This window comes from Halopenitus persicus (genome assembly GCF_900107205.1).
Taxonomy (GTDB): Archaea; Halobacteriota; Halobacteria; order Halobacteriales; family Haloferacaceae; genus Halopenitus; species Halopenitus persicus.
Map to the genome: position 1 here is coordinate 408,716 of NZ_FNPC01000002.1, position 25,469 is coordinate 434,184.

Sequence of the window (25,469 nt, forward strand, 5' to 3'; positions counted from 1 at the left end):
CATATGTCAGCCGGAATCGATCTGCCGGATTCGTCCGACGTCGTCATCGTCGGCGGCGGAATCATGGGGACGAGCACGGCGTTCTTTCTCGCGACCGAAACGGACCTCGACGTGACGCTCGTCGAGAAGGACGGGATCGGATCCGGATCGACCGGCGATTCCTCGGCGATCCTCCGGCATCACTACGGCGACCAGGAGATCTATAGCCGGATGGCCCGGTGGAGTCACGACTTCTATCGCCGGTTCGACGAGGAAACCGGGGCGGCCATCGCGTACGAGGGGAACCCGATGGTTCGGTTCGCGAACGAGAACACGCCCGGCGGGGAGTACGCGCAGGCCGGGTACGAGACGCTCTCCGAGCTCGACATCCCCGTGACACGGTACGAGAGCGAGGACCTGCCGGAGCAGTATCCGATGCTGACCGGCGTCGCCGAATACGACTTCGCGATCTCCGACGACGAGGCGGGCTACTCGGACGGTGCCGATGCCGCGAACGGGTTCGACCGTGCAGCCCGGCGAAACGGGGCGACCGTTCTCACGGGGGTCGGCGCCGAATCCATCGTCGTCGACGACGGAGCCGTCGTGGGCGTCGACACCGAGGCCGGCGAGATCGCGTGTGAGACCGTCGTGGTCGCGGCCGGTCCGTGGACGCCGCGGCTCGCCGAGACGGTGGGCGTCGACCTCCCGATCACGCCGACGCGTGAACAGGTTCTCATCCTCGATCCGCCCGAGGAGTACGTCGATGACCATCCCTCCCTGACGCCGACGACGGCCCTCCCCGGCGGGGAGTGGTATATCCGCCCGGACTTCGGCGACGGCATTCTGGTTGCCACCCACCATACCGGGGAGGCGGTCGACCCCGACCGATACGACGGGACGCCCGACGAGGAGACGATCCTCGAGCTGACCGACGAACTCGGCGAGCTCATTCCCGAGCTGCGTGATGCGGGCATTCGGGGCCGGTACTGCGGCGTCTATTCGTCGACGCCGGACCACGACTTCATCCTCGACCAGCTCGGCCCCGATGGCTGTTATTTCGCCTGTGGATTCTCCGGCCACGGGTTCAAGCAGGCGCCCGCCGTCGGGAAGATCATGCGTGACCTGATCGTGGATGGCTCGACGTCGCTCGTCGACGCCGACTTCTTCTCCGCCGACCGGTTCGACGACTCCCCGGCGGGACACGGTGCGGTTGCGGACAACGTCTAGCCCGGCGGGATGGCCACCACTATGCCTGATATAACGGTCATTCGGCCGAACGGATCCCCCGAGTCCGCGTTGGAGGGAACCGAGCTCGCAGCGACCGCCGACGAGGTACGCCTGCTGGGCTTTCCGAAAACCCTGTTCGAGTTCGACGTCGGGATCGAACGTCGATTCCTCGCGGATCGGGAGACCACGCTCTCCGTCACCGTGGACCTGTTAACGGGAACGTGCCGGAAGAACGATACGTATCCCGACCTGCAGCCGCGAACGCTATCCTCCACGTCCCTCCTGAACCCTCGCGTGGACCGGGACGCGGCGGCGGACACGGCGCACACGTTCGTGCGGCGAACGATCACGCAGACGTACACGACGTTCACCGCGCCTCGAATCGATCCGGTTCGCGAGGAAACCGTTTTCAAGCTCTTCTGGGTCGTCCCGTCCCCCTCGTCGTCCACGGTCACCGTTATCGATACGATAACGAACCGACTCGTTGCGGAGGACGTTGAACTGGATGCGTTCACCGACGACCCGTCGATCGAGTAACGGCGGTCGCGATCAGCTGCTTGCCGTGGAGAGGTCGTCCAGCCGGCGTTCCGAGAGGTAGGTCGTGGCGATCTCCTCCTCAGTGGCCGCGACGAGGTGCTGGTCATCGGCTTCGGCGGACGGTCCCGTTGCCGTCCGCTGGCGTTCCCGGGCGAGATCGATCTCGTCCTGGAGGGGTTTCGCGATCTCCGTGAGCTCCCGTTGAATCTCCTCCTCGCCGCGGTTGGGCGGGCCGGTCAGATAGCTCACGATGACGATCGCCGCCACCGCGAGCGTGAACGAGGGAAGCAGCTCGTACACGTCAAAGACCATCCCGGGGCCGCCGGACAGCTGGTTCCAAACGACCGTCGTGATGAGGCCGGTTATCATTCCCGCGATCACGCCGGGGCCGGTCGTTCGTTTCCAGTACACCGACAGCGCCAACGCGGGCCCGAGTCCCGCGCCCAATCCTGCCCACGCGAACAGGATCGTCGTGTGTACCGAACCGGGCGTCACCCACGCCCACGCAGCGGCGAGCACCCCGACCCCGAGGACGGCGATCCGATTCGCCAGCAGGATCTTTCCGTCGCTCGCGTCCTGGTTGATGATCCCGTTGTACACGTCCTCGCCGAACGCGCTGCCGGCGACGAGGAGCTGTGAGTCGGCGGTGCTCATTATCGCGGCGACGCCACCCGCAAGCAGGAAGCCGGCAAGCCACGGCGGCAGGGTTTCGAGGATCATCATCGGCGCGACGAGGTCCTGGTTCTCTATCCCCGGCAGCATGAAGACGGCACCGAGGGAGATTATCGGAATGCCGACCAGGGCGATCAGCATGAACACGATCGCGACGACCATCGAGAGCCCGGCCTTGGACGGTCGTTCCATCCCCATGTATCGAACGACGCCGTGCGGCTGCCCTAATCCGCCGAGCGCGATGACCGCGATCGTCGAGAAGATGAGGAACTCGTACGGCGTCCGGCCGCCGGTGAACGACGTCATGCTATCGCTCGCGGCGGCGTTGAACTGGGTCATCAGTTCGCCGGGCCCGCCGACCACCACCACCACCGCGATCGGGACGATGATGGCGAAGGCGGTCATCAACAGCGCCTGCAGCACGTCCGTATACGCGGAGGCCGTGAAGCCGCCCATCACGGTGTACACGACGACGACGCCGAGCGCTATCGCGAACCCGAGGTTATAGGAGAGGTCGAATCCGACGGAGATGGCGCTCGCGGCGGCGAGCAGCTGTCCCGCGATGTATCCCGCCATAAAGATCGCGATGACGAGCGTGCTCGTTATCCGGATCAAGTGTCGGGTATCACCGTACCTCGAAGCCAGAAAGCCGGGGATCGTCAGGGAGTCGAGAACGCGGGAGTATCGGCCGATCCGTTTCGCGAGAATGCCCCACGTGACGATCCCGAGCGGGATCTGCCAGACCATCCACCACAGCGATGAGATCCCGTTCGCGTAGACTAACGCGGGAAACCCGATGACGAGCCACCCGCTCCAGAGGCTGGCCTGTTCGCTTAACGCCCCGCTGAAGAGGTCCAGTTTCCGCCCGCCGAGCAGGTAATCCGGGGCCGTTTCGGTGAGTCGACCCCCGTATGCGCCGATGACGAGCAGCGCGACGAGGTAGATGATGAACTCCACGTAGATGATCGTCTCAACCATGATCAACGCCCTCCTCGGTGCTCGTTTCCGCGTCCGCGTTTCCGATCAGGGTCGCGTCCGACTCGTAGAAATAATGGACGTAGAGGAGCGCGATTCCGAGCCAGACGACCACGTTTGCCCCGTAAAAGAGCAGTAGTTCGGTCCACGTGAGCATGTTCCGTGGTTTTCCATTACATTATATATATGTTCGGGAGACATTGAAGCGAAGCTATATGTCGGATGCGTGGCCTCATCCGAACGAGACCGATGATCTCGGATACCCGAGCGAGCTCGAAGAAGCTCATCGCCGTCCTGCTTGCCGGCGTGGTGTTAGTGACCCTCCTGGTCGTCGTGGTCGTCGTCCTCGGCGCCGCGGAACGGTCGATCGACGGGGTCATCGGTGCCGTCGACGTCATCGGTAGCATCGGCCCGTAACGTCACGATCGGGGACCGGATCCGAGATCGGTCCACCGACGCTGACGTCGACCGCCGCTCCGACCGGTCGCTTTAAATTAAATAGTATTGACACGAACTATTAGTGGCGTCGGCGAATCGCCCCCGATATGGAGCTCGCTCGGCGCACGATCGCGAAGGTCCTCGCCGTCGTGTTCGTCGTGAACCTGATTGTGATGGGCGGCGGCGCCGTCTACTCCGCCCAGCAGGTCCCGCCGATCCCGCAGGAGGTCACGGGGCCGGACGGCGAGGTCGTCGTCACGCAAACGCAGGTGCAGGACGGCAAGATCGCCTTTCAGAAGAACGGGCTGATGAATCACGGGTCGATCCTCGGGAACGGCGCCTACTACGGCGTCGACTACACCGCGGACGCGCTCCGACTCAAGACGGAGCATATGCGGAGCTATTACGCACGGGAGCGGTACGGGGAGTCCTACGACGCCCTGCCGGGCCCCGAGCAGTCCGCTGTCGACCGGCTCGTTCGTGACGACCTGGATGGCACCGTTGAGGAGGGAACGACGACGATCGAGTACTCCGCCGCGGAGGCGTACGCCCACGAACGGGTGCGTGAGACCTACGTCGAGCGCTATCACGAGGGGGCGCCCGAACGCGGCATTCCGGCCGGATTCGTCGGATCGGCCGAGGCGGCCGGCGAGTTCGCCGACTTCGCGCTGTGGACCGCCTGGATCTCCCACACCGACCGGCCGGGCGGGGAGGGCAGCTTCACCAACGACTGGCCGTACGACCCCGACGCGGGCAACACGCCGACCGGCGCGACGATGGTCTGGAGCGTGATCAGCATGGTCATCCTCGTCGGCGCGGTCGGGATCGGCGTCTGGCTCTACCGGTCCGTCACGCTGCCGGAGCCGGAGGTGACGGGGATCGAGATCCCGCCGCCGGACGAGATCAGCCTCACGCCGAGCCAGCGTGCCGCGACGCGGTTCATCCCCCTCGCCGGCGCGCTCTTCGCGGTGCAGGTGCTGTTGGGTGGCCTGTTGGCCCACTACTACGTCGAACGCCACGCGTTCTTCGGGATCGAGGAGGTGTTCGGCGTCTCGATCCTCGAGGCGTTCCCGTTCGCGCTGGCGAAGACGTTCCACCTCGATCTGGGGATCCTCTGGATCGCCGCGCTGTGGCTCGGGGCCGGGCTGTTCCTGCCCCCGCTGTTGACCGGCCACGAGCCCGACCGCCAGCGGACCGCGGTGAACGGGCTCTTGGTCGCGCTCGTCGTCGCCGCCGTGGGTGGCCTCGCTGGGGTCTGGCTGGGCGCGCAGGGCTACATCGACGGCGACCTCTGGTGGATCATCGGCAACGAGGGCCTCGAGTATCTGGAGGTCGGTCGCCTCTGGCAGGTCGGTCTCCTCGTCGGGTTCGTCGCCTGGACGGCGTTCGTCTGGCGCGGGTTCAGGCCGCTACTCGATCGCGAGTCGCCCTACGGGCTCGCACACATGATCGTCTACGCCGGCGGATCGATCGGCCTGCTGTTCACCGCCGGGTTCTTCTACACCCCGCGGACGAACATCGTGATGACGGAGTTCTGGCGCTGGTGGGTCGTCCACATGTGGGTCGAGGGCGCCTTCGAGTTCTTCATCGTCGCGATCATCGGGCTCACGCTCGTGAGTATGGGGCTTCTCCGCAAGCGCTCGGCCGAGAAGGCCGTCGCCTTTCAGGCGCTGTTCGTGATGGGGTCGGGCGTCATCGGCGCGTCCCACCACTACTGGTGGGTGGGCCAGCCCGACGTCTGGATCCCGCTCGGGACGGTCTTTTCGACTCTGGAGCTGATCCCGCTCATTCTCATCCTCTTCGAGGCGATGGGCCAGTACCGCGCGCTGGCCACCAGCGACGAGACGTTCCCGTACACGCTGCCCTTCATGTTCATCATCGCGAGCGGCTTCTGGAACTTCCTCGGCGCCGGCGTGCTCGGCTTCTTCATCAACCTGCCGCTTGTCAACTACTACGAGCACGGCACCTACCTCACCGTCGGGCACGCCCACGCCGCGATGTTCGGCGCGTTCGGCTTCCTCGCGCTCGGAATGGCGACGTACATGCTCCGGATCGCCACCGTCCCATCGCAGTGGACCGAGCGCCGGCTCCGGTGGGCATTCTGGCTGTGGAACGTCGGTCTGGCGGTGATGGTGTTCGTCTCGGTGCTCCCCGTCGGGTTCCTCCAGCTGGAGGTGGCCTTCACCGAGGGGTACGCGGCCGCCCGGAGCCTCGCGTTCTACAACGGCGATCTCGTCCAGGCGCTGTTTTGGGCGCGGCTCCCCGGCGACACCCTGATCATCCTCGGCACGCTGGTGTTCCTGTACGATATGGTCGCCAAGCGCTTCACCCTCCGGTCGGTCTCGATGCCCGCGGACCCGCCCGCGTCGGGTTCGATCCCCGACCGGATGATCGCCGCCGCGGAGGAGGACCGGACCGTCGCCGAGGACGACGACTGACGATCGGCCGCTCGCGTGCGCCGGTCGTGACTTCATCGAATCGACCTGGTCCGCCCCCGACGTCGAACCGACGACCTCGGGCCGCCCCACCCGCGCCGAAGCATTGATACGGACACCCACGGTAGGGGACGGTGATGATTCGGGGACGGGTCGGCGACGCCCGCGATCGGGTGCGGTCGCGGCTGGAGGCCGCCTTCATCGAGGACCACTCGCCGCGGGAGGTCGCGTTCAGTTTCAGCCTCGGCGTCTTCATCACCGCCCTGCCGACGCTCGGATTCGGCGTCGCCGTCTTCCTCGCGCTGGCGTACCTCTTCAAGCAGCTGAGCAAGATCGCCCTGTTCGCGTCGGTCATCGTCCTCAACCCCGCCGTGAAATGGGGCGTCTACGGGACGAGCTACTGGCTGGGTCGCCGCCTGCTCGGCCCGATCCCCCCGGAGGCCGTAGGCACGTTCACCCCGATCGCGGGGTCCCACCACCTGCTCCGGCTCTGGGTCGGCAACCTCGTCCTCGCGGTCGTCTTCGCCGTGGTCGCCTACGTGATCGCGCTCCGGCTGGTTCACGCGTTCCGTCGCCGCGAGGCCGACCTCGAGTCGCTCCCGATCGACGTCGGGCCGAAGTGACGATCGGCTTCATCCCGACGACCGACCCAGTCCGGACGACCGACCCAGTCCGGACGACCGAAATTCCGTTCCGTCCGCCGATCACGACGCACCATCGAACGTATTCGTGTCATCATTGAAGTGGTCCAGGCCCGTTCCTCCGGGTATGATCGACACGAAACGGCTGCTTGAGCGGCTCTCCAGCGAGCGGGGCGCGGACTTCGAGTTCGAACCGACCCCCTCGGAGGCGGCGATCCGCGAGGCCGTTCGGTCGCTGCGGGCGGAGGGGCTCTGTGGTCGTCGCGTCGTGGAACAGCGGCTCGGCCCCTACTTCCTCGCCAGCGACCAGCACGGACAGCGCGAGCTCGACCTTCTCGAGGAGATCGTCGAGGAGGAGTACGCCGACCGGGACGTCTGCGTTCGGACCCGGAGCTCCGAGTGCAGCCGGCTCCGCGGCGGGTGTCGGGGCACGCGGTGATACCGTTCAATCGGCCTCGCCGATGGCGACCTGCTGTGCGCGCTCTGCGATCTCGGCTTCCATATCCCGCATGAACTCGTCGACGGTGTTTCCCATCAGCAGCACCGGGTAGTCCTCCGCCAGCATCTCCTCCAAGACCACGCCGGCGTCCTCGTCCCGACCGTGCGTGGTCACCGGCACGTCCACGTTCGACGCGAACACGTCCGTGAACGCGCCGCCCGCCCTCGCCTGCCGGATCAGGTCCCGGTCCGCGAGCGTGTTCAGGTAGTTCGCGAACGAGGCGGTGCGGCTCCGCCGGTCGGCGCGGAGGTACACGAACGGGAGGACGTAGTTCTCGCCCGCAAGCGCCCGGCGGATCGCCTCCGTGCTCTCGATGTCGTTGATCTCCGCCCCGTTGAACACCTGGCCGCCGGGAACGTCGACCCACTTCGGCTGGATCGCGTCGAGATACTCGTTGAGTTGTTCCTCGGAAACCGGGTCCATATCCAACACTCGGAGGACGTCGTTGACCGCGTATACCGTTTCGGCACCGATCCGACCGCGTTGCTCCTCCGGGATGGAGACCTGCGTGAGCGTCCCGCCCGCCTGCTCGATCTCCGCGGCCATATACTCGTGAAGCACGGGATGGAGTTCCCCGCTCACGACGTGCGTGTCCGGCGGGATCGTCCGTGCGAAGGCGCGAGCGATGTCACGTCGGGTCTTTCCGAGCGTGTCCTGGTGGTCCTGTCGAACGTTCGCCATCACGACGACGTGGGGCTTGACGAACCGCTGGTTGAACAGCCGCGTCGTGTACTCGGTGATCCCCTGGTTCTCGAAGATGGCAACGTTCTCGGGGGTGTACGCGTCGAAGATCGGCGTGAACTCCCGCAGCACGTTGACGTTCTCGTACAGCGTCGTGTACGGCCCCGGCCGGTCGATCGGGATGACGTCGCCGTTCCGGATGAGCGTCGGCTGGTTGCCCGTGATCTTCGTCAGCACGTCGTATCCACGTCGGTTGAACACGTCATCGAGCCGTTTGACCGTGGAGGACTTGCCGCGGATGCCGGAGACGACGATCCGGATCTCGGTGTTGTCGAGGAACTCCCGATGTCGCTTGCCCCGCGTGAGCAGCGACCACAATCGACTTCCGAGCGTTCCGCGGTCGACGGTAAACGGGTCCCACGTGACCGATTCGTCCCGCGCCCCGGTCAGGTAGATGGGCATCGCCCCGACCGCGAGTTCGCGAAATCGCCCTGCTGCATCGACGGCTCGATCCCGTTCCGTGTACGTGTAGCTCGGCACCGCAAGGGTCGTTTCGCCCTGCTCGAGCGACCACTGATAAACGTCGTTGGACGCCTCACCCCGGATCCGGATCCGGGACCGGTCGTGCTCCGTCGGGTCGACGGCGAACTCGAACTCCGACAGGTGTTCGACCTCCGCGACGGCATCCCGAACCGCATCGATCGCGTCGCGCGCCTCGTGTGACGTCCCGTAGAGAGCCGGGCTCACCGCGAGCGGGACGTCGCCGTCGTAAAACTCCCAGGCCCAGCCGTCGGCCGTCGCGATCACCTCGAAGTGACCCTGTTCGATCACGCCTCGTCACCGCCCGACAGGATCGACGCCTCGAAGACCGATTCCCGGTCCGGCAGATCGACCGTCCGATGCTCGACGACCGCGACGCACAGCACGGTGCCGACCACCATCGCGATGATCGCCGGGACCCCGAACACCCGAGGAATCAGGGTCGGTCGAATCAAACTGATGAGTTGTGTCGTGACCAATAACAGCAGGAACGCCCCGATCTGTAACGGGACGAAGAGCACGCGCTGTGCCGGTGCGGTCACGTGCCAGCTGTAGGCGTTCACGCCGGCCAGGATCGCGACGAAGTACGCCGACAGGCCGCGCGTGATCGGCAGCGAGAGCGCGAGCGGCACGACGGCGACGAGCGCCGTGGCGGTCGCGACGGAGATCAACACGCGCCCGTACAGCAGGGTCACGTAGTGGACGGTTTTGAGGCCCAGATACGCGACGAGCAACACGGCGAGATACAACACGAGCAACCACGTGTTGGCGAGCGCGTAGATGGCCAACAGCGCCATCGCCACCAGCCCCGTTCGAATCCCGTACCGACTTCGGATACGCTCGGAGAGCACGACGCCGATCAGAAACACGACGACGGCGATCGGCCGTGCCAGGATCGTCCGGTCCAACTGTTCGGCGACGACGGCGTTTTTATAAACTGCCACGTCGGCCGTCGCGCTGTAGAGGACCGGCTCGGTGGCGGTGCCGAGCGTCCCGACGAGCGATGGCGACACGAGTGACCAGCCGACGGCGATCAGGCCCACGAGCAGACCGGCGGTCGTCAGAAGGTCCCACTTCCGATACTGCGACTTGATCTGATGGTAGTTGTACGCGGCGAGTCCGGGAAGGATGCTGCCGATGAAGACCACGCTGCGGAGCGATTCCGGGAGCACCGACCAGATGGCGAGCAGAAGGACGAGCGGAACGCCGCTGCCGATGGCCATCGCCACCAGGAGTTCGTCGCGTCCGTAGATGAGCGTCCGCCGTTTGACGACGGACAGCCCGAGGTATGCGAGACACGTGCTGAGCAGAAAGATCGGCAACATCAGCGCGTTCTTCAGGGTGTACACTGCCAACACCGGGATCGCGATCGTTCCTCCCGTTCGGTAGCCGAACAGTTGCGTGATGACCCCGACCGCGAGCACGCCGAGCGCGGTGACGGTGACGGCGACGATCATTTAAAAACCAGCTGTCTACCGGCGCGTTCCGGTGGCTCTCATATATCAGTTGTGACTACCACGAGTGATGGGAAGCCAGGACGAAACGCCGTGTTGCGAACGCTGAACGCACGACGCGACCTGCGTTCGAAGAATGAACTCACGTCGAGAAACTTGGTCGCTCCGATGGACTCGCGGGGGTCCCGCGAGCGACCGCAGGGAGCGAACGGGACCACGCGAGGGAATGAGGCGAGCGAAGCGAGCCGAATGGACTCGCGGGGATTTGAACCAGAACCAGTCGGTCACCCTCGCTTCGCTCGGGTGCTGCGACTGGTAGGGTTCAAATCCGACTCGACCATTCTCGCTCCCTCGTAGAACTCGGTCGCTCCGATGGACTCGCGGGGATTTGAACCCCGGGCCTCTTCCTTGCGAAGGAAGCGATCTGCCACTGATCTACGAGCCCGCCGACATCAATACCCAACCGACCGCCGTACTTGTACCTTACTTTTCGCGGGCTCCGTGGTACGAGCCACCGGTCGCTGGTTCGACGGGGACGCCGTCACCGTCTCGATCGCGATGGACTCGCGGGGGTCCCGCGAGCGACCGCAGGGAGCGAGGGGGACCACGCGAGGGAACGGGGCGAACGACGTGAGCCTCGTTCCCTCGCGGGGATTTGAACCCCGGTCCTCTTCCTTACGAAAGAATCGTCACTGATCCTGCAGCTGATCGACGCGAAAAACGAAGGAAACTGCGGTGCGCGAGAATGCGCCCTAGCGCTAGTCCTCGAGTACGATCTCGATGCTGACGTCGTTCGGCACCTGGATGCGCATCAGCTGGCGAAGCGCCCGCTCGTCCGCGTCGATGTCGATCAGACGCTTGTGAACGCGCATTTCCCAGTGTTCCCACGTCGCCGTGCCTTCTCCGTCCGGCGACTTTCGGGACGGGATCTCCAGCGTCTTCGTCGGCAGCGGGATCGGGCCCGACAGGGAGACTCCCGTCGAGTCCGCGATCTCGCGGACGTCGTCGCAGATGTCGTCGAGGTCCTCGGGGCGGGTGCCGGCGAGGCGGACGCGTGCCTGCTGCATCGATTATCGCTCGGTGACGCTGAGCACCTTGCCGGCAGCGATGGTCTGACCCATGTCGCGGATCGCGAAGCTGCCGAGCTCCGGAATCTCGCCGGACGGCTCGATGCTGAGGGGCTTTTGCGGGCGCACGGTGACGACTGCGGCGTCGCCGGACTTGATGAAGTCCGGGTTCTCCTCGGCGACCTCACCCGAGGACGGGTCGATCTTCTGGTCGATCGACTCGATCGTACACGCGACCTGCGCCGTGTGGGCGTGGAAGACCGGCGTGTAGCCGGCGGTGATGACGCTCGGGTGCTGCATCACGACGACCTGGGCCTGGAAGGTCTCGGCGACCGTCGGCGGGTCGTCCGCGGGACCACAGACGTCGCCGCGGCGGATGTCGTCCTTGCCGATGCCGCGGACGTTGAACCCGACGTTGTCGCCGGGCTCGGCCTTCGGCACTTCCTCGTGGTGCATCTCGACCGTCTTCACCTCGCCGCCGACGTCCGACGGCTGGAAGGAGACGTTGTCGCCCGTGTTGAGGACGCCCGTCTCGATACGTCCGACCGGGACGGTCCCGATGCCGGAGATCGTGTAGACGTCCTGGATCGGGAGCCGCAGCGGCGCGTCCGTCGGCGGCTCGGACTCCGGCAGGCTGTTGAGTGCCTCCAGGAGGATCTCGCCGTCGTACCAGTCCGTGTTCTCGGACTCGTCGGCGATGTTGTCGCCCTCGAACGCCGAGATCGGGATGTACTTGGCGTCGTCCGCGTTGAAGCGGACCTGGTTGAGGAGGTCCTGAACCTCGGACTTGACCTCCTCGTACTTGGACTCCTCGTAGTCGACGAGGTCCATCTTGTTCACGCCGATGATGAGCTCGTTGATGCCCAGCGTGCGGGCCAGGAAGACGTGCTCGCGCGTCTGGGGCGCGACGCCGTCGTCAGCCGCGACGACGAGGACGGCGTTGTCGGCCTGGGAGGCGCCCGTGATCATGTTCTTCACGAAGTCACGGTGGCCCGGACAGTCGACGATGGTGAAGTAGTACTCGTCGGTGTCGAACTCCTGGTGGGCGATGTCGATCGTGACGCCACGCTCGCGCTCCTCGGCGAGGTTGTCCATCACGTAGGCGAACTCGAACCCGCCCTTGCCCTTCTCTTCGGCTTCCTCGCGGTGCTGCTCGATGACGTGCTCGGGGACGCTCCCCGTCTCGTAGAGGAGTCGGCCCACGAGCGTACTCTTGCCGTGGTCGACGTGGCCGATAATGGCCAGATTCTGGTGCGGTTTGTCACTCATGGGGTAATCACGCGCTAAGGCGCTCTGTGAGGATGTTTTCGGGAGATTCCACTAAAACGGTTTCGATACGGACTACGGTCGATCTGACGCCGTCTGGCGGTTTGTGCCGAGTTGGCATATGGGTCGATCGTGGCCTCTCGCGATCGTATGCCTCGAGACCGCGTCAGCGTCCGCGACGGGGACGGGCTAGGCGGACCGGAACGGCTCGAGGGCGTCGGCTTCGAACGGAACGCGCTCCCCGGACCGGTCGAAGCAGCCGTACTCGGTGACGCCCTCGATGCTCGGCGTGTCGTCGCTGAGCAGGGTGTGTTCGATGCGGACCGCACGGTCGTCGACCGCGCGGACGTCCGACTCGACCCGCAGCGTGGACTCGACGGGCACCGGCGAGGTGAACTCCCAGCGCCAGTCCGCCAGCCGGAACGGCTGTCGCGCCCCGCTCAATGCGGCGCGGCTCGTCCCCGCGTCCTCGAGGAACGCCTCGAGCGCGGCGTCCGCGAAGCTCGGGTACTCCTCGAAGTACGCCAGCTCCGAGCCCTCGATGTGGGGACTCCGGATCGGGAACGACGCGCTGAAGGTCGGGAGCGCGTCCCCCGTCTCGGCCGCGGCTCCGTCTTCGCCCCCGGCCCCGTCGGCTTTCATTCGCGGCGCATCCGGTCCGACGGCCGGATCTCGGTCGACGAGACGGTCCGCGAAGGCCTCCCGCGTCGCGTCCGGCAGATCGAGCGCGCCGCCCTCGGGCGCGATCGTGACGTGCGTGATCCGCCCGGTCGCCACCGCCTCGCCGTCGCCGTCGGTCATCTCGTAGACGAGCTCGACGCTCGAGTCGCCGACGTCGACGGGGACGGTCTCGACCGAGACCGTGTCCTCGAAGGTCGGATAGCGGTGGACCGAGGTGCTGGCCACGACGGGTGCGTAGGGGATCCCGTCGGCCGCGACGATGTCCTGGAATCGGTGCCCCAGGGCGTCGGTGATCTCCTGGGTCGAGATCAGCTCCCAATCGAAGAACAGGGAGCCGTGGACGAGCGGTCCGGCCAGTTCGCCGAAGCGGATCGGATGTGAGTCGATCGTTTGCACGCTCGGGGGAACGCGGCCGATCCACTACAGCGTTTAGGTTCCGGCGTGGATCGGCTCGCCTGGCTGAACGGCTGGATGCCGAACAGCGTGAATCCGAGCGGAAGCGGAGCGGCGGCCGACCGGGAACGGAGGAAGAACGAAACGGATCGGGACGACGGGGTCGTCGCTAGATGTAGTCGATCGACTGCGGCAGCTCGAGCTTCATTCCCTTGCGCTCGCGGATCTCCATGATCTTCTCACGCTGGAGGTTGTCGGCGAGCACGCGGAAGCCGGCGTTCTCCGTGTTCCAGGAGGCGCGGCCCTCGGTGGCCGAACGAATGTCGCTCGAGAAGCCGATCATCTCCTCGACCGGCGCGATCCCTTCGACGACCATCAGGTCGCCCTCCTGGTACATGTCGTCGACGCGGCCACGGCGGCCCTGGATCTCGCCGGAGGCGGCGCCCATGTGCTCGGAGGGAACGTCGATGCGGACGTCCTGGATCGGCTCGAGCAGGCGAACCTCGCCGTCGATGAGCGCGCGGTGGACCGCGTCACGGACCGCCGGAATGACCTGGGCGGGACCGCGGTGGATCGTGTCCTCGTGGAGCTTGGCGTCGTGCAGGCGGAACAGCGCGCCCTGGACCGGTTCGGCGGCGAGCGGGCCGTCGTCGAGGGCCTCCTGGAGCCCCTCGAGAACGAGCTCCATCGTCTCGTTGAGGTGCTGGATACCCTTCGTGTCGTCGATGAGGATGTTGGTCCGGTGGATGTCCTCGACGTTCTGGGAGGTGTCCTTGTCCATTCCGGCCTCCTGCAGCGCCTCGCGGCGCTCCAGTTCGGGCATATCCATCGAAACCTCGCCGAGCTGGATCGCGTCGACGATCTCCTGGTCCATCGGCTCGACGGTGATGTAGAACTTGTTGTGGCGGTTCGGCGACTGCCCCTCGACCTCGCGGGACTCCTCCTGGGGCTGTTCGCGGTAGACGACGATCGGTTCGCCGGTGATGACCGGGATGCCCTGATTGTCGCGGATCCGTTGGGTGATGACCTCGAGGTGCAGCTCGCCCTGTCCGCTGATCAGGTGCTCGCCGGTGTCCTCGTTGATCTCGATCTGGATGGTCGGGTCCTCCTTGGCGACCTGCTGGAGCGTCTCGATGAGCTTCGGCAGGTCGTCCATGTTCTTCGCCTCGACGGACTTCGTGATGACCGGCTCGGAGATGTGCTCGATCGACTCGAACGGCGTCATCTCCACGGAGGAGACGGTCGAACCGGCGATCGCGTCACGCAGGCCGGTGACCGAGGCGATGTTCCCGGCGGGGACGCGTTCCACTTCCTCGCGTTCCGATCCCATGAAGAGGCCGACGCTCTGGAGCCGGTTCTTGCCGGCCGTTCCGGAGACGTACAGCTCCTGTCCCTTCTCGAGGGTGCCGGAGAAGACGCGGCCGGTCGCGATCTCGCCGGCGTGCGGGTCCATCGAGATGTCGGTGACCATGAAGACGACCTCGCCGTCCTCGTCGACGAGCTGCATCGACTCCGCGAGCTCGGAGTCAGGGTCGCCGCGCCAGATGCGCGGGACACGGCGGGGCTGGGCGTCGACCGGGTTCGGGAAGTGCTCACAGACCATGTCGAGCACGACGTCCGACAGCGGCGTGCGCTCGTGGAGTTCCTCGCGTTTGTCGGCGCGCTCCAGGTCGATGATGTCGCCGAAGTCCATTCCGGTCCGCTGCATCGAGGGCATCGAGACGCCCCACTTGTACAGCGCGGAGCCGAAGCCGACGGTCCCGTCCTCGACGGAGACCGTCCAGTCCTCCGGGATGTCGTCCATGTTCTCCGCCATCCCGCGGATGAGCTCGTTGACGTCGCTGATGACCGCGAGCAGGCGCTCCTGCATCTCCTGGGGACCCTCCTGGAGCTCTGAGATGAGGCGGTCGACCTTGTTGATGAACAGGGTCGGCTTGACGCCCTCACGGAGGGCCTGCCGAAGCACCGTCTCCGTCTGCGGCATCGCGCCCTCGACGGCGTCGACGACCACCAGCGCGCCGTCGACCGCGCGCATCGCGCGGGTGACGTCGCCGCCGAAGTCGACGTGACCCGGCGTGTCGATGAGGTTGATGAGGTGGTTGGTGTCGTCGTACTCGTGGGTCATCGAGACGTTCGCCGCGTCGATCGTGATCCCGCGTTCCTGTTCGTCCTCCTTCGTGTCCATCGCGAGCTGCTCGCCCGCGGTGTCCTCGGAGATCATCCCCGCTCCGGCGAGGAGGTTGTCCGAGAGCGTCGTCTTGCCGTGGTCGACGTGAGCGGCGATGGCGATGTTCCGGATGTGCTCCGGGTTGTCCATCAGCCGTTCACATTCCTGGACGATTTTCTTGCGTCGGCCCATTATGATGCGTTGTACCGCCAGCGGGGTCAAAAGGGTAGTGTTTCACGCCGGCCGGAGACGGGCGTCTCGGCCCGTTTCGGCACGTTTCGTGTTGATCCGACTCACAGCCGGGTGGACCGATCGTCCGTCGCGGACCGGATCCACGAAAGCGCTTTAGGGCGGTAGACCGTGGTACTGATAGCCATGGACCTCCGAGTACACGGCGACGTCGCCCCCGATCCGTTCCTGGGCGCGGCCGACCTCTTCGAGACGGAGTTCGCGGTCGCGGACCCGGTCCGGGTTCGCGTCCGCGAGAATCCCGACGAGCGAACGTGGGCCGCCCACTATCCGGACCACCACGTGCTCAACATCTCCAGGCGGGCGGCGACCAGCGCGATGGCCCGCGAGTTGGCGATCCACGAGTTCGCCCATATGGTCCGTCACGAGGAGTCGCATCCGTCACACACCCAGTCCACCGAGGAGGCGCTCTATCTCGGACTCGCCGGCGAGTCGATCGAGCGACGGAAGCTCGCCCATTGTTATCAGATCGCGAACCATATGAAGGACATCTACGCCGACGACATCACGCTCTCCGTCGCGCCCGCGGACAAGCTTCTCGGGTTCCTCGAGTCGACCCTCGCGGGCGCGGTCGCGGACCGCCCGACCCCGCCACGTCCGGGATCGACCCCGGTCACGGCCGGGGCCGATCCGGAGATCACCGCCGTCAACGCCGCGTTCGCCCTCGCGCTCGTCGAGCGCCACGACCTCGCCGACCGCGACCACCGGCTGTACGACCTCGCACGGGCGGCCGGGAGCGACGCCCCCGCGATCGACGTCGCGAACTTCAAGCGCCGGTTCCTCGCGCTCGGGCCCGACCCCTCCGAGAGCGACTACCGAAAGGCGTTGGTCGACGCGACTCGCGCGTACGCGGTCTAGAGATGGATTCGAGCGCCGAGAACGCTCCAAGCCCATTCGAGCGCCGAGAACGATCTCAGGCGCCGATCGGCGACCTCGGCGCTCGACCCGCCGGGCACCGCCGCTGATCGGGTCGGAGAACGGGAGGGAAAACGCGGCCCGTCCTAGCGGGCCGCCGCCGCGACGCGTTCGCGCTCCTCCTTCTGGGAGATCGCGTACGTCTCGACGTCGTAGTCGGCCGCGCCGGTGAGCTGGCTGGCCAGCGCCTCGGCGGCCGTGGTGGTGGATTTGTACGTCGCCGACTCGACGCCGTCGGCGATGAACTTGAGGGCCTGATCGACGCGGCGCTGGGGCGCGACGTCGACGGCCTTCGGCACGGAGATGCCGCCGTACTTGAGGCGGACGGTCTCCTCGCGCGGCGCCGCGTTCTCGACGGCGGTCACGAGGACCTGCACCGGGTTCTCGTCGGTCCGCTCGTGGACGAGATCGAAGGCGTCACGGACGATCCGCGTGGCCTGCTGTTTCTTGCCGGTGTTCTCCTCGTTCTGCATCAGCCGGTTGATGAGCCGCTCGACGAGCGAGATCTCCGACTTCTGGAACTGCTTGGAGGCGTGACGGCCCATCGTGTGGGCGATCGGCGTCACGTTGAGGTACCGCTTCGTGGAGGGGTCGCTGTAGGCGATCTCCGAGACGTCCCAGACGCCGAACAGCAGGGCGTTCTCGGTGGCGGTCTCGCTGTCCGCGGGCGCGTCCGGCTCGGGCGTCTGTGCCTCGGCCGCCTCCGAGTCGTCGCTCTCGCTCATCGGACGGGCTTCTCCGCGTTGCCGCGAACCAGTTCGATCATCGAGACGCCGTTGACCTTCTCGACCTTGTAGTTGACGCCGGAGAGGTCGCCCATCGCGCGACCCTTCGCGCCGCCGATCCCGGCGATCGTGACCTCGTCGTGTTCGTCGATGAACGAGATCGCGCCGTCGCCCGGACAGAACGCCGTGACCTGCTTGCCGTTCTTGATGAGCTGGACCCGGACGCACTTCCGGATCGCGGAGTTGGGCTGTTTGGCTTCGATACCGACCTTCTCCAGGACGATGCCGCGGCCCTGCGGCGCGCCCTCGAGCGGGTCTGACTTCTTCTTGAGCCCGCGCTCGCGTCGAGCGTACTCGGAGTCGGACCAGCGTCGCTTCTGCCGGTCCTGTTTGAGCTTGCGGGCCGCGTACTTACCGTTCGCCATCGTACCCTCCTTTCCGAACGGAGCTACTTAAGCGCCCGCTTTCCGGACCGGCGAAACCGGCTCAGAATCCGCGATAGCTATCCCTCGTCGGATCTGAGCCGGTTTTCGATCGGGAGGGGAACCGGAGCGGCGGGCGCTCAGAAACGATGAGCCGGTAACGAGCACGCAGCGGTCGTCTCGGATCGCTCCGTTCGATGGACCGTCCCCGGCGGTTCGGTTCCGGTCAGTAGTCGGGCGACTCGTCCTCGACCGCGCGTTTCATCGAGTCGCGGCGGGACTTGGCGTCGCGGCCGGTCGCCTCGAGGAGGAAGTCGTTCTTCGCGTCCACCGCGTCGGCGGCGGCCTCGGCGTCCCCGTCGGCGATGACCTCCTCGGCGGGCCGCTCCTCGAAGTGGACCGCCAGCTTGTCCTTCTTGCCGTCGTAGCTCGCCGCACCGGCGAGTATCCGTTCGAAGACCGGATTCTCCGGGTCCTCGACGACGTACAGCTCGTGACCGTTGGCCTCCTCGGTGCCGGTGACCTCGCCGAAGTACTCCTCGATCGAGCCCTTCAGGTCGGGCATCCGTTCCTCGAGGTACTCGCCGCGGCGCATCTTGTACTCCTTCATTGCCGCGACGTTCGAAAGCGGGCGGTAAACCAGTTTCGTCACGATCGACGCGCGTGAGGGGCTACCGAGCGATGAGTACGGGCGAGCGGCACCCCTCGGCGAGCAGCAACCTCCGGCGAGCAGCAACCTCCGGCGAGCAGCAACCTCCGGCGAGCAGCAACCTCCGGCGAGCAGCAACCCTCGGGAATGCCGGATCGGGCCGCGAACTAGGCCGATTCGGAGGCGGGACGTTCGGCGATGTAGCCGCGTTTGCACTCGGGGCAGATGTCGCCGGCCCGCATCGAGCTCCGGCCCGCCGGCTGGACGAGGTCGCACTCGGGGCAGAAGTACTCGGTCGTCGACTCCTCCGGCTCGGCAGCGACGTCCGCCTCGCGGGCCGCCGTGATCCCGGGATCCTCCACGCTCGATCCTCCACGATCCCCGGCGGTGCCGGATACGACGGCGGAATCGGCTCCTTCGGGGCGGTCGAGCACGTCGGCCGCCTCCTCGTAGTCGGTCGGGCCGTCGGCCTCCGGGGTCAGTCCGCCCTCGAAGGAAACCGCCGACTCCACGGACTCGCCGGCGTCCGGGTCGGCGTCCGCGCTGAACCCCTCGTCCTCGCCGCGCTGGTCGGGCCACGGCGAGTGACCGGTGCGCAGATCGGCCTCGGCTCCTCCCCCGTCCTCGGTGCCGACGTCGCCGGCTCCCTCCGATCGGGCCTCATCCGCAACGTCGGTCGCGCCCGACGCGTCCGCCGCGTCGGATCCGCCGTGTGCTGCGTTGGCTCCATCGTGATTCGAGTCGGCCGCGCTCGCTCGCGTGCGCTCCTCCGCGGGCCACTCGCCGTGCTCCCGGTCCGGGACGTCGTCCGCGCCGCCGGAGTCGTCATCGAGGATGACTCCGTCGTCGGTCGGGTGGTCGCCGTCGGGATCGTCGGTCGCCGAACTCGTCGCCGGTTCGGCATCCGCGACGGCCGACGGCTCCGTCGACGGGCTCGCTGACGATCCCGTCTTCTCGGCGGTCACACCCGGGTCGCCGACCGCCCCGTCCCCGTCTTCATCGGCATCGATCAGTTCGGCACCGTCGTCCGTATCGGGCGCGTCCGCAGCGGTGGCGTCCGCGTCGTCGTCCGGCGAGAGGGTGCCGGTCGTCTCGTGAACCGGCGGCGCCTCCTCGACGGCGTCGGGATCGACGTCGCCGTCGGCCGGGACGTCCCCCTCGATCGTGATCCCGTGGTCGTCCGCCGACGCTCCGCCGGCCGGATCGGCTGCGTCGGCGGTGGCTCGATCGGTCGCGTCGGCGGTGGCCGGATCGGCCGTGTTATCGGCGGCCACGTCGGCGTTCCCCGTGGTTGCGTCCGGACCGGTTGTCGCCGATTGCTCGGTCGTCGTCGATTCGATGATCTCCGCGTCCTCCGTCGTCGCCTCGGCTTCGATGCCCCGCTCGTCCCCGGGCGCGGATCCGGCATCGTCCTCGATCCTCCCGTCGGCGGACCCGGCGTCCGCGGGCGTCCCGTCCCGATCGGCGCGGTTCGCCTCCTCCGTGAGGCGGTCGAGGGAGGTCACTTCAGTGTTCTCGCTGACGACCTGCGATTCGCCGCAGCGGTCACACCGTTTCACCTCGCGGACGGTCACGACGACCTGTTCCCCCTCCTCCTCGCGCTCGCGCTCGAGTTCCGGCTCCCCGAAGTCGTGTCCGAGCAGACACCTGAGTCCCATTTACCGTGCCCTGTGCGGTCCGAACGTAAAAAACGTCGCCGTCGGCGTCCGACGGGCGGCGGACGGATCGGACGCGAGTCCGGCCCGAAACCGGCGCGCGGTCAGCCCGTCCCCGGCGCGCTCGGCCCGAAACCCGTATCCCGCCCGGTCGACAACTCACGCGCGATGGACTGTGACAAGTGCGGCGCCGACGCGGTGACCCACGCCGCCTACTCCGGGGCCCACCTCTGTGGGGAGCACTTCCGCCGGTCGGTCGAGAAGCGCGTCCGGCGACGCGTTCGCGAGGACGGCCTGCTCGATCCCGACGCCACGCCTGACGACCCCGATCGGTGGGTGATCGGGCTCTCGGGCGGCAAGGACAGCGTCGTCCTCGCGACGATCCTCGAGGAGACGTTCGGCCAGGATCCCCGCGTCGAGCTGATCGGATTGACGATCCACGAGGGGATCGAGGGATACCGCGACGAGAGCCTCGCGGCCTGTCGGGAACTGACCGACGACCTCGGAATGCGCCACGAGGTGGTCTCCTACGCCGAGGAGTTCGGCGTCGAGATGGACGACGTCGTCGAGACCGACCCCGAGAACATGGCCGCCTGCGCCTACTGCGGCGTCTTCCGTCGGGACCTCCTCGAGACGTACGCCGAGGAGCTCGACGCCGACAAGCTCCTGACCGGACACAACCTCGACGACGAGGCACAGACGGCGCTGATGAACGTTCTCGAGGGGGACGTCCGCCAGATCGCCAAACACTTCGACGCCTCGCTCGGGCCCTTCGCGGATCGGAATCCCGGCTCGGACGACGGGGCGGACCCGAACGCTCGTGCCGAATCGGACCACTTCGTTCCGCGCGCGAAGCCGCTCCGGGACGTTCCCGAAAAGGAGGTCGCGCTCTACTGTCACCTCCGCGATCTCCCCTCGCATATGGCCGAGTGTCCCCACGCCGAGGAGGCCTACCGCGGCGAGATCAAGTCGGTTCTCCACGAGCTCGAGGAGTCACACCCGGGCACGCGCCACTCGATCATGGCCGGCTACGAGGAGATCGCGGGGATCGTCGCCGACCGCTACCGCGAGGACGGCGACGATGACGACGCCGATCTCGGCGAGTGTACCGAGTGCGGGTCGACCACGAGCCGCGAGGTCTGCCGGAAGTGTCGGCTCATCGAGTCGATCGAGGCGGTCTAGCGGCCGCGGTCGCCACCCCCTTTTTATCGATCGCCGGCGAGGTGCCGGTATGACGCGAGGCACGTCCGACGGCGACCGGCAGAATGCCGACGACCGACGCGGTGAGGACGCTGATCGACGGCACGACGACCGCCGGGACGATCGTCGGGACGACGGCGATCGACGTGACGGCGACGGACGGCTCCACGGCGAGACGGTGATCCTCACGGGTGCCAGCCGCGGGCTGGGCGCCTCGATGGCGCGGCAGTTCGTTCGCGAGGGCGCGAACGTCGCGCTCTCCGCCCGCGGCGAGCCGGACCTCCGTGCGGTCGCCGAATCGGTTGCCGACGCGCCGGGCGACACGATCGTCGTCCCCGCCGACGTGACCGACGAGGCGACGGTCGCCGCGCTCGTGGAGGCGACGGTCGATGCGTTCGGCGAGGTGACCGGTCTCGTGAACAACGCGGGGATCGGGACGTTGAGCCTGCACGATGAGCGACGCACGGTCCTGGAGACGGAGCCCGCGGATTGGCGCCGGATCCTCGAGGTCAATCTGACGGGCGCGTTTCTCTGTGTCAGCCACGCCGTTCCGGAACTGCTCGACGCCGGCGCCGGGAACGTGATCAACGTCTCCTCCGGGCTGGGACGACGCGCGGCGCCCGGCTGGGGTCCCTACGTCGCCTCGAAGTGGGGGCTCGAGGGATTCAGCCGCACGCTGTCCGACGAGATCGCGGACGCGGGCGTGAACGTCAACTGTCTCGACCCCGGCGGCCGGGTCGGAACGCGGTTCTGGGATCACCTCCCCGAGGAGGAACGGGACGACGTCCTCGAACCGGACGTGATGGACGAGGCGGCGACCAGGCTGCTCGCGCAGGGACCGGACGGGGTCACCCGCGAGTCACACCCCGCCGCGGAGTGGGAACGGCGGCTGGATCGGGACGGGTCGGCGTCGGACGGATCCGCGTAGACGGCGTCGCCGGCCCACCTCCCCGCGCCTACAGCGAGTTGCCGTTCGAGTCGGTCTCGGCGATCCGCCGGATCCGGTCGACGCCGTCGGTCTCCTCGATGACCTCGACGACGGCGTCGGGAACGAGGGTCTGCCAGTCGCGGTCGTGGATCATCCGCTCGCGCAGTTCGGTCCCCTCGAGGACGTCGCGCCGGAACATCGGCGACTGCCGGACCTCGACGCCGGCCTCCTCGAAGAGCCGGATGACGAGCGGGTTGTTCGAGTAGGCGACCTGGAACGCCGGCGACATGCTCTGGACGTGGCTCACCCAGACGGAGTTGCGTTCGAGGTCCTCGATCGGGACGACGTAGGTCGTCAGATCGAGGTCCTCGACCGCCTTGGTCACCATCATCACGCGTTCGCCCGCCGTGAAGGGGTTTCGCGTGGAGTGTGAGTCGCCGGCCGACCCGATCCCGAGGACGAGCTCGTCGACCTCCTCGGCGATCTCCTCGACCATATGGAGGTGGCCGTCGTGAAACGGCTGGAACCGGCCGATGTAGAACCCCCGCATGTCCGGACCTACCGGCGGGATGGGTATTAAAGACGGCGAGTTCCTTTCGCTCCCGTGATGGCGACCGACAGCCTCTCTCGTGGCCGTTCTCGAACGCCTCGGCGATAACGACGAGGGGAGAAAGTATATCAATCGCCGTCACCTCGATCCAAACAGCGACGAACGATTCTATGAGCAACGAGAAGGACGAGAACGAGCGCTCCAGCGAGCACGGGGCACCCCCCTCCGAGGAGGGCGATCCGGCGGCGCCAGCCGACCGCGAGAGCGGCGGCGACGACCGCGGACGTCCGGACGCGGACGGGGACGCATCCGAGGAACCGACCGACCAGGGCCGGAACGGCGACCGAAACGAGGCCGACGATCGGCCAGCTGACGGTTCGGCCGCCGACGATCGGCCCGACCACGACCGGCCGACCGGAACCGGTTCCGAGGAGGACTCCGACGGGATGATCTATCCCGGGCCCGACTCGAACGGCGCGCTCACGACCGAGATATCGGAGGACGTCCCCCACGAGGAAGCGGGCCCCGACGCGGACCGGGACCCCGGGGAGCCCGAGGACGACCGACCGTCGATCGAGGAGCTCGGCAGCGACGTGGAGGTCCACGGCGCCGAGGTCGAGGAGGACCCCGACGAGGACGACCTCCTCGGCGGCCTCAAGGTCGATTCGACCGAGGACATCGAGATCCCCGACCGGCTCGTCGACCAGGTCATCGGGCAGGAACACGCCCGCGACGTCATCATCAAGGCGGCCAAGCAGCGCCGCCACGTGATGATGATCGGCTCGCCGGGGACCGGCAAGTCGATGCTCGCGAAGGCGATGGCCGAGATGCTCCCGAAGGAGGAGCTGCAGGACGTCCTCGTCTACCACAACCCCGACGACGGGAACAACCCGAAGGTCCGGACGGTTCCCGCCGGCAAGGGCGAACAGATCGTCGACGCCCACAAGGAGGAGGCCCGCAAGCGCAACCAGATGCGCAGCTTCCTGATGTGGATCATCATCGCCGTCGTGCTGGGCTACGCGCTCATCATCGCCGGCCAGATCCTCCTCGGCATCATCGCGGCCGGCGTCATCTGGCTCGCGTTCCGGTACATGAACCGCGGGTCGGACGCGATGATCCCGAACCTGCTCGTCAACAACGCGGACACGAAGACCGCCCCGTTCGAGGACGCGACCGGCGCCCACGCCGGCGCGCTGCTGGGCGACGTCCGCCACGACCCCTTCCAGTCCGGCGGGATGGAGACGCCCTCCCACGACCGCGTGGAGGCGGGCGCCATCCACACGGCGAACAAGGGCGTGCTGTTCATCGACGAGATCAACACCCTCGACATCCGCAGCCAGCAGCACCTGATGACGGCGATCCAGGAGGGCGAGTTCTCGATCACCGGCCAGTCCGAGCGCTCCTCGGGCGCGATGGTCCAGACCGAGCCCGTCCCCACGGACTTCGTGATGATCGCCGCCGGGAACCTGGACGCGATGGAGAACATGCACCCGGCGCTGCGCTCCCGGATCAAGGGGTACGGCTACGAGGTGTATATGGAGGACACCATCGAGGACACCCCCGAGATGCGCCGGAAGTACGCCCGCTTCGTGGCACAGGAGGTCTCCAACGACGGGCGGCTCCCCGAGTTCACCGCGGAGGCGATCGAGGAGGTCATCCTCGAGGCGAAGCGCCGCGCCGGCCGGAAGGGCCACCTGACGCTGCTGTTCCGGAACCTCGGCGGGCTCGTCCGCGTGGCGGGCGACATCGCCCGCGGTGAGGGCGCGGAGTACACCACCCGCGACCACGTGCTCCAGGCGAAGGGGCGCTCCCGCTCGATCGAACAGCAGCTCGCCGACGACTTCATCGAGCGCCGGAAGGATTACGAGCTGCAGGTCTCGGAGGGCTACGTCGTCGGCCGCGTCAACGGCCTCGCCGTGATGGGCGAGGACTCCGGCATTATGCTGCCCGTGATGGCCGAGGTCACGCCCTCCCAGGGCCCCGGCGAGGTGATCGCCACCGGCCAGCTCAAGGAGATGGCCCAGGAGGCGGTCTCGAACGTCTCGGCGATCATCAAGAAGTTCTCCGACGAGAACATCTCCGAGAAGGACATCCACATCCAGTTCGTCCAGACCGGCCAGCAGGGCGTCGACGGCGACTCCGCGTCCATCACGGTCGCGACCGCCGTCATCTCAGCGTTGGAGAACGTCGGCGTCGACCAGAACCTGGCGATGACGGGCTCGCTGTCGGTCCGGGGCGACGTCCTCCCGGTCGGCGGCGTCACCCACAAGATCGAGGCCGCGGCCAAGGCCGGCTGTGACCGGGTCATCATCCCGGCAGCCAACGAACAGGACGTGATGATCGAGGACGAGTACGAGGAGATGATCGAGGTCATCCCCGTCAGCCACATCAGCGAGGTGCTCGACATCGCGCTGGAGGGCGAGGGGGAGAAGGACTCGCTCGTCTCCCGGCTCAAGTCGATCACCGGATCGGCGCTGAAGGAACAGGGCGTCGCGAACCCCTCCAACCCGAGCCCGCAGTAGGG

Annotated in this window: 23 protein-coding genes and 1 tRNA gene; 10 read left to right on the top strand and 14 right to left on the bottom strand. The window is 67.0% G+C overall.

Annotated elements, in window-relative coordinates; genetic code table 11:
- Window positions 1-3: 3 nt before the first annotated feature.
- Both BLV25_RS05055 and BLV25_RS05060 read left to right on the top strand, forming a co-directional pair.
- Entirely contained in the window at window positions 4-1,206 is a 1,203-nt protein-coding gene (locus tag BLV25_RS05055; RefSeq protein WP_092731188.1) for an NAD(P)/FAD-dependent oxidoreductase, read from the top strand.
- Between the two features lie 69 nt (window positions 1,207-1,275).
- Window positions 1,276-1,743 carry a hypothetical protein gene (locus tag BLV25_RS05060; RefSeq protein ID WP_218128603.1) on the top strand — a complete coding sequence of 156 codons (468 nt, stop codon included), beginning with the start codon at window positions 1,276-1,278 and terminating at the stop codon, window positions 1,741-1,743.
- A 12-nt stretch (window positions 1,744-1,755) separates the two neighbouring features.
- Here the strand turns inward: BLV25_RS05060 and BLV25_RS05065 are convergent, their stop codons facing one another.
- Window positions 1,756-3,393, bottom strand: a complete 1,638-nt coding sequence (locus BLV25_RS05065; RefSeq protein WP_021073570.1) for a sodium/proline symporter — start codon at window positions 3,391-3,393, stop codon at window positions 1,756-1,758.
- Window positions 3,386-3,547: a hypothetical protein gene (locus BLV25_RS17280; protein WP_021073571.1), complete on the bottom strand. Its 162-nt coding sequence runs from the start codon at window positions 3,545-3,547 to the stop codon at window positions 3,386-3,388. Before BLV25_RS17280 ends, BLV25_RS05065 begins: the two co-directional genes overlap by 8 nt.
- A 92-nt stretch (window positions 3,548-3,639) precedes the next feature.
- Between BLV25_RS17280 and BLV25_RS17285 the strand changes: the two genes are divergently transcribed.
- The 4 genes from BLV25_RS17285 (at window position 3,640) to BLV25_RS05080 (ending at window position 7,343) form a co-directional block, all read left to right on the top strand.
- Entirely contained in the window at window positions 3,640-3,807 is a 168-nt protein-coding gene (locus BLV25_RS17285) for a hypothetical protein (RefSeq protein WP_176819435.1), read from the top strand.
- 128 nt (window positions 3,808-3,935) lie between these two features.
- The gene (locus BLV25_RS05070) at window positions 3,936-6,266 is read left to right on the top strand and encodes a nitric-oxide reductase large subunit (protein WP_021073573.1); all 2,331 of its coding nucleotides are present in this window, start codon (window positions 3,936-3,938) and stop codon (window positions 6,264-6,266) included.
- Between the two features lie 134 nt (window positions 6,267-6,400).
- On the top strand, window positions 6,401-6,886 hold the full coding sequence (locus tag BLV25_RS05075) for a DUF2062 domain-containing protein (protein WP_021073574.1): 486 nt from the start codon (window positions 6,401-6,403) through the stop codon (window positions 6,884-6,886).
- Between the two features lie 145 nt (window positions 6,887-7,031).
- On the top strand, window positions 7,032-7,343 hold the full coding sequence (locus BLV25_RS05080; RefSeq protein ID WP_021073575.1) for a hypothetical protein: 312 nt from the start codon (window positions 7,032-7,034) through the stop codon (window positions 7,341-7,343).
- Between the two features lie 6 nt (window positions 7,344-7,349).
- On the opposite strand, the gene BLV25_RS05085 is transcribed toward BLV25_RS05080, so the two are convergent.
- The 7 genes from BLV25_RS05085 to BLV25_RS05120 form a co-directional block, all read right to left on the bottom strand.
- Window positions 7,350-8,915 (bottom strand): Mur ligase, encoded by a 1,566-nt coding sequence (locus BLV25_RS05085; protein WP_256335647.1) that lies wholly within the window; start codon window positions 8,913-8,915, stop codon window positions 7,350-7,352.
- Window positions 8,912-10,081 carry a poly-gamma-glutamate biosynthesis protein PgsC/CapC gene (locus BLV25_RS05090; RefSeq protein ID WP_092731190.1) on the bottom strand — a complete coding sequence of 390 codons (1,170 nt, stop codon included), beginning with the start codon at window positions 10,079-10,081 and terminating at the stop codon, window positions 8,912-8,914. The genes BLV25_RS05085 and BLV25_RS05090 overlap by 4 nt, the downstream gene beginning before the upstream one ends.
- 370 nt (window positions 10,082-10,451) lie before the next feature.
- Window positions 10,452-10,523, bottom strand: a tRNA-Ala gene (locus BLV25_RS05095).
- A 313-nt stretch (window positions 10,524-10,836) separates the two neighbouring features.
- The gene (gene rpsJ / locus BLV25_RS05105) at window positions 10,837-11,145 is read right to left on the bottom strand and encodes a 30S ribosomal protein S10 (RefSeq protein ID WP_021073576.1); all 309 of its coding nucleotides are present in this window, start codon (window positions 11,143-11,145) and stop codon (window positions 10,837-10,839) included.
- A gap of 3 nt (window positions 11,146-11,148) precedes the next feature.
- Complete coding sequence (tuf, locus tag BLV25_RS05110) at window positions 11,149-12,414, bottom strand: translation elongation factor EF-1 subunit alpha (RefSeq protein WP_092731192.1); 1,266 nt, start codon at window positions 12,412-12,414, stop codon at window positions 11,149-11,151.
- A gap of 186 nt (window positions 12,415-12,600) precedes the next feature.
- Complete coding sequence (locus BLV25_RS05115; protein ID WP_092731194.1) at window positions 12,601-13,488, bottom strand: acyl-CoA thioesterase; 888 nt, start codon at window positions 13,486-13,488, stop codon at window positions 12,601-12,603.
- A gap of 166 nt (window positions 13,489-13,654) precedes the next feature.
- On the bottom strand, window positions 13,655-15,844 hold the full coding sequence (locus BLV25_RS05120; RefSeq protein WP_021073579.1) for an elongation factor EF-2: 2,190 nt from the start codon (window positions 15,842-15,844) through the stop codon (window positions 13,655-13,657).
- A 183-nt stretch (window positions 15,845-16,027) separates the two neighbouring features.
- Between BLV25_RS05120 and BLV25_RS05125 the strand changes: the two genes are divergently transcribed.
- Window positions 16,028-16,759, top strand: coding sequence for a DUF5781 family protein (locus BLV25_RS05125; protein ID WP_092731196.1), 732 nt, complete (start codon window positions 16,028-16,030; stop codon window positions 16,757-16,759).
- 143 nt (window positions 16,760-16,902) lie between these two features.
- Here BLV25_RS05125 and BLV25_RS05130 read toward each other — a convergent pair whose 3' ends face one another.
- The 4 genes from BLV25_RS05130 to BLV25_RS16670 form a co-directional block, all read right to left on the bottom strand.
- The gene (locus BLV25_RS05130; protein ID WP_021073581.1) at window positions 16,903-17,541 is read right to left on the bottom strand and encodes a 30S ribosomal protein S7; all 639 of its coding nucleotides are present in this window, start codon (window positions 17,539-17,541) and stop codon (window positions 16,903-16,905) included.
- Window positions 17,538-17,966, bottom strand: a complete 429-nt coding sequence (locus BLV25_RS05135) for a 30S ribosomal protein S12 (protein ID WP_021073582.1) — start codon at window positions 17,964-17,966, stop codon at window positions 17,538-17,540. Before BLV25_RS05135 ends, BLV25_RS05130 begins: the two co-directional genes overlap by 4 nt.
- A 223-nt stretch (window positions 17,967-18,189) precedes the next feature.
- The gene (locus tag BLV25_RS05140; protein WP_021073583.1) at window positions 18,190-18,573 is read right to left on the bottom strand and encodes a DUF5611 family protein; all 384 of its coding nucleotides are present in this window, start codon (window positions 18,571-18,573) and stop codon (window positions 18,190-18,192) included.
- A gap of 206 nt (window positions 18,574-18,779) precedes the next feature.
- Window positions 18,780-20,270 (bottom strand): DUF7093 family protein, encoded by a 1,491-nt coding sequence (locus tag BLV25_RS16670; RefSeq protein WP_143114385.1) that lies wholly within the window; start codon window positions 20,268-20,270, stop codon window positions 18,780-18,782.
- A 165-nt stretch (window positions 20,271-20,435) separates the two neighbouring features.
- Between BLV25_RS16670 and ncsA the strand changes: the two genes are divergently transcribed.
- A complete protein-coding gene (gene ncsA / locus BLV25_RS05150; protein WP_092731200.1) occupies window positions 20,436-21,449 on the top strand; it encodes a tRNA 2-thiolation protein NcsA in 1,014 nt (337 codons plus the stop codon).
- A 49-nt stretch (window positions 21,450-21,498) separates the two neighbouring features.
- Window positions 21,499-22,395, top strand: coding sequence for an SDR family NAD(P)-dependent oxidoreductase (locus BLV25_RS05155; protein WP_092731202.1), 897 nt, complete (start codon window positions 21,499-21,501; stop codon window positions 22,393-22,395).
- Window positions 22,396-22,423: 28 nt separating this feature from the next.
- Here the strand turns inward: BLV25_RS05155 and BLV25_RS05160 are convergent, their stop codons facing one another.
- On the bottom strand, window positions 22,424-22,945 hold the full coding sequence (locus BLV25_RS05160) for a nicotinamide-nucleotide adenylyltransferase (protein WP_021073587.1): 522 nt from the start codon (window positions 22,943-22,945) through the stop codon (window positions 22,424-22,426).
- A gap of 170 nt (window positions 22,946-23,115) precedes the next feature.
- Between BLV25_RS05160 and lonB the strand changes: the two genes are divergently transcribed.
- Entirely contained in the window at window positions 23,116-25,467 is a 2,352-nt protein-coding gene (gene lonB, locus BLV25_RS05165) for an ATP-dependent protease LonB (protein WP_092731204.1), read from the top strand.
- The last annotated feature ends 2 nt before the right edge of the window (window positions 25,468-25,469 follow it).

Bases quoted from the DNA above. Each gene is read 5' to 3' on its own strand.
- BLV25_RS05080 (WP_021073575.1), top strand. From the start codon at position 7,032: ATGATCGACACGAAACGGCTGCTTGAGCGGCTCTCCAGCGAGCGGGGC.
- BLV25_RS17280 (WP_021073571.1), bottom strand. From the start codon at position 3,547: ATGCTCACGTGGACCGAACTACTGCTCTTTTACGGGGCAAACGTGGTC.
- BLV25_RS05160 (WP_021073587.1), bottom strand. From the start codon at position 22,945: ATGCGGGGGTTCTACATCGGCCGGTTCCAGCCGTTTCACGACGGCCAC.
- BLV25_RS05090 (WP_092731190.1), bottom strand. From the start codon at position 10,081: ATGATCGTCGCCGTCACCGTCACCGCGCTCGGCGTGCTCGCGGTCGGG.
- BLV25_RS05130 (WP_021073581.1), bottom strand. From the start codon at position 17,541: ATGAGCGAGAGCGACGACTCGGAGGCGGCCGAGGCACAGACGCCCGAG.
- BLV25_RS05125 (WP_092731196.1), top strand. From the start codon at position 16,028: ATGGACCTCCGAGTACACGGCGACGTCGCCCCCGATCCGTTCCTGGGC.
- rpsJ (WP_021073576.1), bottom strand. From the start codon at position 11,145: ATGCAGCAGGCACGCGTCCGCCTCGCCGGCACCCGCCCCGAGGACCTC.
- BLV25_RS05140 (WP_021073583.1), bottom strand. From the start codon at position 18,573: ATGAAGGAGTACAAGATGCGCCGCGGCGAGTACCTCGAGGAACGGATG.
- ncsA (WP_092731200.1), top strand. From the start codon at position 20,436: ATGGACTGTGACAAGTGCGGCGCCGACGCGGTGACCCACGCCGCCTAC.
- BLV25_RS05065 (WP_021073570.1), bottom strand. From the start codon at position 3,393: ATGGTTGAGACGATCATCTACGTGGAGTTCATCATCTACCTCGTCGCG.
- BLV25_RS05120 (WP_021073579.1), bottom strand. From the start codon at position 15,844: ATGGGCCGACGCAAGAAAATCGTCCAGGAATGTGAACGGCTGATGGAC.
- BLV25_RS05070 (WP_021073573.1), top strand. From the start codon at position 3,936: ATGGAGCTCGCTCGGCGCACGATCGCGAAGGTCCTCGCCGTCGTGTTC.
- lonB (WP_092731204.1), top strand. From the start codon at position 23,116: ATGAGCAACGAGAAGGACGAGAACGAGCGCTCCAGCGAGCACGGGGCA.
- BLV25_RS05075 (WP_021073574.1), top strand. From the start codon at position 6,401: ATGATTCGGGGACGGGTCGGCGACGCCCGCGATCGGGTGCGGTCGCGG.
- BLV25_RS05055 (WP_092731188.1), top strand. From the start codon at position 4: ATGTCAGCCGGAATCGATCTGCCGGATTCGTCCGACGTCGTCATCGTC.
- tuf (WP_092731192.1), bottom strand. From the start codon at position 12,414: ATGAGTGACAAACCGCACCAGAATCTGGCCATTATCGGCCACGTCGAC.
- BLV25_RS05135 (WP_021073582.1), bottom strand. From the start codon at position 17,966: ATGGCGAACGGTAAGTACGCGGCCCGCAAGCTCAAACAGGACCGGCAG.
- BLV25_RS05155 (WP_092731202.1), top strand. From the start codon at position 21,499: ATGACGCGAGGCACGTCCGACGGCGACCGGCAGAATGCCGACGACCGA.
- BLV25_RS16670 (WP_143114385.1), bottom strand. From the start codon at position 20,270: ATGGGACTCAGGTGTCTGCTCGGACACGACTTCGGGGAGCCGGAACTC.
- BLV25_RS17285 (WP_176819435.1), top strand. From the start codon at position 3,640: ATGATCTCGGATACCCGAGCGAGCTCGAAGAAGCTCATCGCCGTCCTG.